General features: G+C 40.2%; 3 protein-coding genes and 2 pseudogenes. 4 read left to right on the top strand and 1 reads right to left on the bottom strand.

All coding sequences use genetic code 11. The annotated features are described in order from the left end of the window. Nucleotides 1–252: 252 nt before the first annotated feature. Together sppA and H6G48_RS13280 are read left to right on the top strand one after the other, a co-directional pair. Nucleotides 253–2,067, top strand: coding sequence for a signal peptide peptidase SppA (gene sppA / locus H6G48_RS13275; RefSeq protein WP_190722151.1), 1,815 nt, complete (start codon nt 253–255; stop codon nt 2,065–2,067). Nucleotides 2,068–2,124: 57 nt separating this feature from the next. Then, nucleotides 2,125–4,284 carry a ComEC/Rec2 family competence protein gene (locus H6G48_RS13280; RefSeq protein WP_190722152.1) on the top strand — a complete coding sequence of 720 codons (2,160 nt, stop codon included), beginning with the start codon at nt 2,125–2,127 and terminating at the stop codon, nt 4,282–4,284. Here the strand turns inward: H6G48_RS13280 and H6G48_RS13285 are convergent. Then, complete coding sequence (locus tag H6G48_RS13285; protein ID WP_002796513.1) at nt 4,274–4,804, bottom strand: universal stress protein; 531 nt, start codon at nt 4,802–4,804, stop codon at nt 4,274–4,276. The genes H6G48_RS13280 and H6G48_RS13285 overlap by 11 nt on opposite strands. A 592-nt stretch (nt 4,805–5,396) precedes the next feature. On the opposite strand from H6G48_RS13285, the pseudogene H6G48_RS13290 reads away from it, so the two are divergent. Both H6G48_RS13290 and H6G48_RS13295 read left to right on the top strand, forming a co-directional pair. Next, a pseudogene (locus H6G48_RS13290) lies at nt 5,397–5,696 on the top strand (hypothetical protein); the annotation flags it as partial. A gap of 121 nt (nt 5,697–5,817) precedes the next feature. Next, nucleotides 5,818–6,000 (top strand): annotated as a pseudogene (locus H6G48_RS13295) (helix-turn-helix domain-containing protein); the annotation flags it as partial.

Below are 6,000 nucleotides of genomic sequence, written 5' to 3' on the forward strand. Positions count from 1 at the left end.
ACCGCTAACCCATCCTACAAATAATTGTGCCTACCTACTTATCTTTCTCTATAAGGGTTTCATCCCTCGAACCAATTTTTGCTTCCAAGCCAGCTAAACAAGATTTCTTTGACCGAATTTGGTTCTCTCGCATCCGTGTCTTAACCTGTCGGTGATTCACCAAGATGTGTCAGGCAGTCAGATAAAAAACTTGTTTCTGGGCGGGGAATCCCTACAATAGGAAACAGGATAATTAGTAGTAGATGAAAACCGATGGGTCAGTTTTTTAAACAAACTTTCGCTAGTTGCTTGGGAACTTTATTGGGATTATTGGTATTTTCGTCCCTAGGTGTGGGGGGATTAGCATTTTTACTGCTTTCTTTCCTGATTTCTAGCGATAGCTCCTCAGTTAAGGAAAAATCAGTCTTAGTTTTTAACTTAGCCACCAATATCAGCGATGCTCCCCCTAGTTCAAGTTTAGCCGATAGTTTGACCGGTGAGAGTCGGATCACTTTAAATTTGCGACAGGTGATAGCGGCGATCGAAAAGGCCGCCCTTGATGATAGTATTGTCGGTCTGTTACTCTACGGTCGCAACAATGTCGGTGAATATGGCTATGCTACCCTGACGGAAGTGCGGCAAGCTTTGGCAAAATTTCGCCAATCGGGTAAAAAAATTATCGCCTACGATGTGGAATGGACGGAAAAGGAATATTATCTCGCTTCCGTTGCTGAAAAGGTGATTATTAATCCCGTGGGGAGAATGGAAATTAATGGTTTAAGTAGTCAACAAACCTTTTTTGCCGATGCACTAGAAAAATATGGTGTGGGGGTACAAGTGGTAAAAGTGGGTTCTTTTAAAGGTGCGGTGGAACCCTATACGCGTCAGGATTTAAGTGTCCAGAATCGTCAGCAGCTGCAAACCCTACTCGATACAATTTGGTCTAATTATAGTTCCACAGTGGCCAAAAGTCGCAATTTAACCCCCCAACAGGTGCAAACTATTTCTGATACTCAAGGTATTCTGGAAGCAACCACAGCGAAAAAGGCGGGTTTTGTTGATGAAGTGGCCCATTTAGATCGAGTAATTGTTTTAGCAAAGGATTTGACAGGAGAAGCAAAAAATAAAACTAATCAGGAGGAAACCTCTGGCTCCTTTTCGCAAATTTCTTTAGCTAATTATGCTAGTTCTCTCGATGATGAGGGGGGAGATAGTAGCGATCAAATAGCGATAGTTTATGCAGAAGGGACAATCGTAGAAGGTCAGGGAGATAGAGGCGAAATCGGTGGGGATAAATTGGCGAAGGAATTGCGAAAATTACAAGGGAAGGAGGAGGTAAAAGCGGTAGTTTTGAGAATTAATAGTCCGGGGGGAAGTGCCACCGCTTCCGAGGTGATTCTGCGAGAAATTAAGCGTTTAGATGCGAAAAAACCAGTAATTATTTCTATGGGTGATGTGGCAGCTTCTGGGGGTTATTGGATTGCGATGGGGGGTCAAAGAATTTTTGCCGATAATGATACAATTACTGGTTCGATCGGTGTGTTTGGATTATTGTTAAATATCCAGAAGATTGCTAATAATAATGGCATCGATTGGGATACGGTTAAAACTGGACAATTAGCCGATCTATCTACTATTACCAGACCGAAAAATCCCCAAGAATTAGAAATTTATCAAGCGGCAGTTAATCGGTTCTATGATTTATTTATCGAGACGGTAGCCAAGGGGCGAAAATTATCCCCAGACAAGGTAAGAACTGTGGCCCAAGGTCGCGTCTGGACGGGAAAAGATGCGGTTAAAATTGGTTTAGTTGATCAAATCGGTGGCCTAGAAGCGGCAGTACAATACGCAGCCAAAACAGCTAAATTAGGGGATGATTGGAGTCTTAAAGAATATCCTCGATCGCAAAGTTGGCAAGAAGAACTTGTCTCTAATTTCTTGCAAACCTATCTTCCTCCTCTAACTAAAAATAATCACCCTTTGACGCAGGAATGGCAAAATTTTCAGCAGGAATTATTGAAGTTACCTACATTTAACGATCCCCATAGTGTTTATGCTAAGTTACTTTTTAATCTCGATTTTCGCTGATACTTAGGTAAAAATAATGCCCGCTAATTCTGAAATTATTTGACGACAAAAATTTCTATGAATCGCCCTAATAGCGTTATTCTCGGTTTAGCCTATATTTTGGGATTGTTATCTACAGGTCTGGTAGATTTTAGTCCCCAGTTAAACCGATGGCAAGAAGTGGTAATTAGAATTGTTATTCTTAGTCTAATTACCCTATTAACCACGATTTTTATCCGTCGTTTTTGGTGGCAAAGTCCCCCTAGAAAAATTTGGCTGATGGGGGGATTAATAGCTATATTTGCCGTTGTTTATCTAGAAATTCGTACTCCTTACCCCGCTGGGAATGATATCAGTCATCTTTTAAAAAATAATGTGGTTAACTCTATTGAAATCACAGGCAGTATTATATCAGAAATTCGTCTCAATCGCCGAGAAAATTTACAATTTTGGTTAGAAGTAAAAGAATTTAGCCTCAAGAATTTACCGACAGAAAAATCCACAGGTAAACTCTACGTTACTCTACCAAATCTAGGAGGAAATCAGGTTTATCCCGGACAAGAAATAACAATTAAAGGATTACTTTATCGTCCCCGTCGTGCCAATAATCCCAATGCTTTTGACTTTGCTAATTATCTGGCGCGTCAGGGTGCTTTTGCTGGTTTAAAAGGGGAAATAATTATCGATAAAAAATCACCAACTTGGGGAATTTGGCAGATTCGTCAGCGCATTGTTGAGGCACAAATTCAAAGACTAGGCCAGGAAAAAGGGACTTTATTAAGTTCGATTACCCTCGGACGACAAGCGGTTAATTTGCCAGCAAAAATCACTGATTTATTTATTAAAACTGGATTAGCTCACATTTTAGCAGCTTCTGGCTTTCATGTGGCTATTTTGTTGGGATTTGTTTTAACTATTACTCGCAATTTATCCCCCAAACAACAGTTTATTATTGCCCTTACTATCTTAATAATTTACGGCACTTTAACTGGGTTACAACCTTCAGTGCTGCGGGCGATTTTGATGGGAATTGGGGCATTAATCGGTCTGCTTTATAATCGACAAGTTAATAGTTTAGGCTCCCTGTTACTAGCGGCTACAATTCTATTATTATGGCAACCTCTCTGGATTTGGGATTTAGGATTTCAGTTAAGTTTTTTAGCGACTTTGGGATTAATTATTACCGTTCCTTTACTGAAAAATAAAATTGACTATTTTCCTAATTTAATCGCTGAACCTATAGCTATTAGTCTAGCTGCCACTCTCTGGACTATGCCTTTATTAATGTTTACGTTTAACTCGATCGCTCTTTATAATATCCCCATTAATATTATCACAACTCCCCTAGTTACCCTGATTAGTTTAGGAGGAGTTTTTACGGCCTTTTTAGGCTTAATTTATCCCCCTTTGGGCAGTATCAGCTCTAGTATTCTCTATTACCCTCTAGAGTTATTACTGCAAATTACCACCTTTTTTAGTCTGCTTCCTTTTAGTACCTACTCCACGGGTAAATTATCTTTAGGAGTGATGTTAATTATTTATATTTGCCTTACCTTAATCTGCTGCAACCTCTGGTTTCGTCAACGGTGGCATTTAGTCAGTTTATTTATCCTCACTTTAATTTTAATACCGATTATTTATCAACATTTGACTTTAACTCAGGTGACAGTTTTAGCCACCAAATCGCAACCAGTAATAATTATTCAAAATCGAGGAAATACTCTCTTAATTAATGGGGAGGAACCCGCAACAGCACGTTATACAGTTTTGCCCTTTTTGCGACAGGAGGGAATTAATCAAATACAAGGAGCAATAACCGTCAATAATTCGGCGCAATTCTCAACTATCAGTGAGGACATACCAATCAAAAAAACTATTACTTTATCCCAGTTAGAAAAATTTAATCTCGGCGAAATTACTGGACAATTGCTCGAGAAAAATTTATTTAAATTTCAGGTAAAAAATCAATCTTGGCTATGGATTATCAACCCGAAAAATCCCGTTAATTTATCCCAAGAATTCAGCCCCCTAGTGTTATTATGGCAGGGAAGTAATCTAGATAAACAATGGTTAGAGTCAATTCGACCTCAAACAGCGATCGCTGTTACTGCCAATCTCTCCCGTAATGCCAAAAATCAACTGAGAAAGGCCCGGATTAAGACTTACTGGACCGGGAGAGATGGAGCAATTCAATGGACAGCAAAAAATGGATTTCAACCCTTTCTAATTAATGAGTGATGTGTACTACCAAAACTGAACAGGGAGCATGATGTACCACATAATTACTAACACTACCTAAGATTAACTCAGATAAACCCGATCGACCGTGACGACCAACAATAATTAAATCTATCCCTTCTTGCTGGGCAACTTGACAAATTTTCTGGCCCGGATCACCGATATAATAATCAGCCCGGGCTATGATATTATCCTCCTTAGCTCGATCGACTAAACCGTTTAACCAAGCTTGTAATTCCGCTTGCATTTCTTCGGTGATTTGTTGTTCTAAGGCGATCATATCGGGGGGATAACCGCCACCATAACCGATCAGATTACCATAAATAAAAGTTTCCGTGTAGGGAGTCAAAGGTTTAGACAGACTATAAATAATCCGCAACTCACTAGCGTAGGTTTTCGCTAAGAGAATAGCCGTATTCAATACCTCTGGAGTGACATCTTGATAATCCACAGCCACGAGAATTTTATTATAGAGTTTGTTGGTATCCCGATCGACTGAGAGTGTTTCCGTATTATTCATAGAATTAGCCTCCTCGATAGCAGATAACGTCAGGGTTGAAGTTGCTTTTTCCCATCGGCTGCCAGCAATACCCCGGGGAAATAGCCAAAAATTGCCGAAAGCTGATGACTGATAGTTGACGCTCCTCTACCTCTAGTGTGACATTTTTCGGATGATGTAGCTAAATACCCAAAAAAATTAACAATTTACCCCACTGTCACCCCCTGTCCGCTCTCTCTGTCAATCTCTGACAAATACAATGTCAGTTCTTTTACACGCCTTTTTAACCTTTTTAACACCAAATCCGTTTTTAAGCAGAAGCTATTCAAAGAGGGCGAATGCAATTTGCCCCTACAATAAATAATACTAAATCTGGTTATTAAAAACTGATTATTTATTTCCCCTTTTGCCTCTTGCCTGTTGCATGAGTGCCTCCCCTCTATAAGTAGCCTATACTCAACGGATTTAGTATAATATTATCGCGCCAATGGTAGGGGCGCACCGCGTGCGCCCAAAATGTCCTCTAGATATTTCGACCAAATTGAGATGCAGCCTTTGCCAAGGGCAGCTGCAGTATATAATCCAATTAGAGCGAGTTCTAAACCAACAACTTATGATTAGTCGCTACATTGTCGCATGGCTCCCGATGGTCCCAATAGGAGTTAGTAACGGTATCCTCCGAGAAACCACCTACGGAAAATATCTCGATGAACTACGCGCTCATCAAATTTCTACCCTGACAGGAATCCTCTTTTTTAGCCTTTATATTGGCACTCTTGTCTATTTTTGGGGTCTAGAATCGTCCAGCCAAGCAATTACTATCGGTTTAATTTGGTTAGTATTAACAGTGGGTTTTGAATTTCTGTTCGGCCATTTTATTGCCGGTCACTCTTGGTCAAGATTAGGGCAAGATTCGCCAATTCAAAAATGAAACGCATCAACCTCAAGAGTTGACAAAGAAAGGCTCATCAGGTACTGTCTGATCATTAACAAACACAAATCAGACCCAAAAACGAAGCCCTCAACATCTTAACATAGAACAAAGAAACTTGCTCTACCAACTTAGTCAGGAGGGAAATTTATCTCAACGGCAAATGGCCGTCTGGCTCGGATGTCATCAAAGCACGACCAGAGCGAGAATTAAGAAGGAATCAAAGTTCTCTCGGCTGCTATCTACCTGACACAGCACAAGCTGAAAGCGAGACGCGCCGAAAAAA

Source organism: Microcystis flos-aquae FACHB-1344 (assembly GCF_014698375.1).
Classification (GTDB): domain Bacteria; phylum Cyanobacteriota; class Cyanobacteriia; order Cyanobacteriales; family Microcystaceae; genus Microcystis; species Microcystis aeruginosa.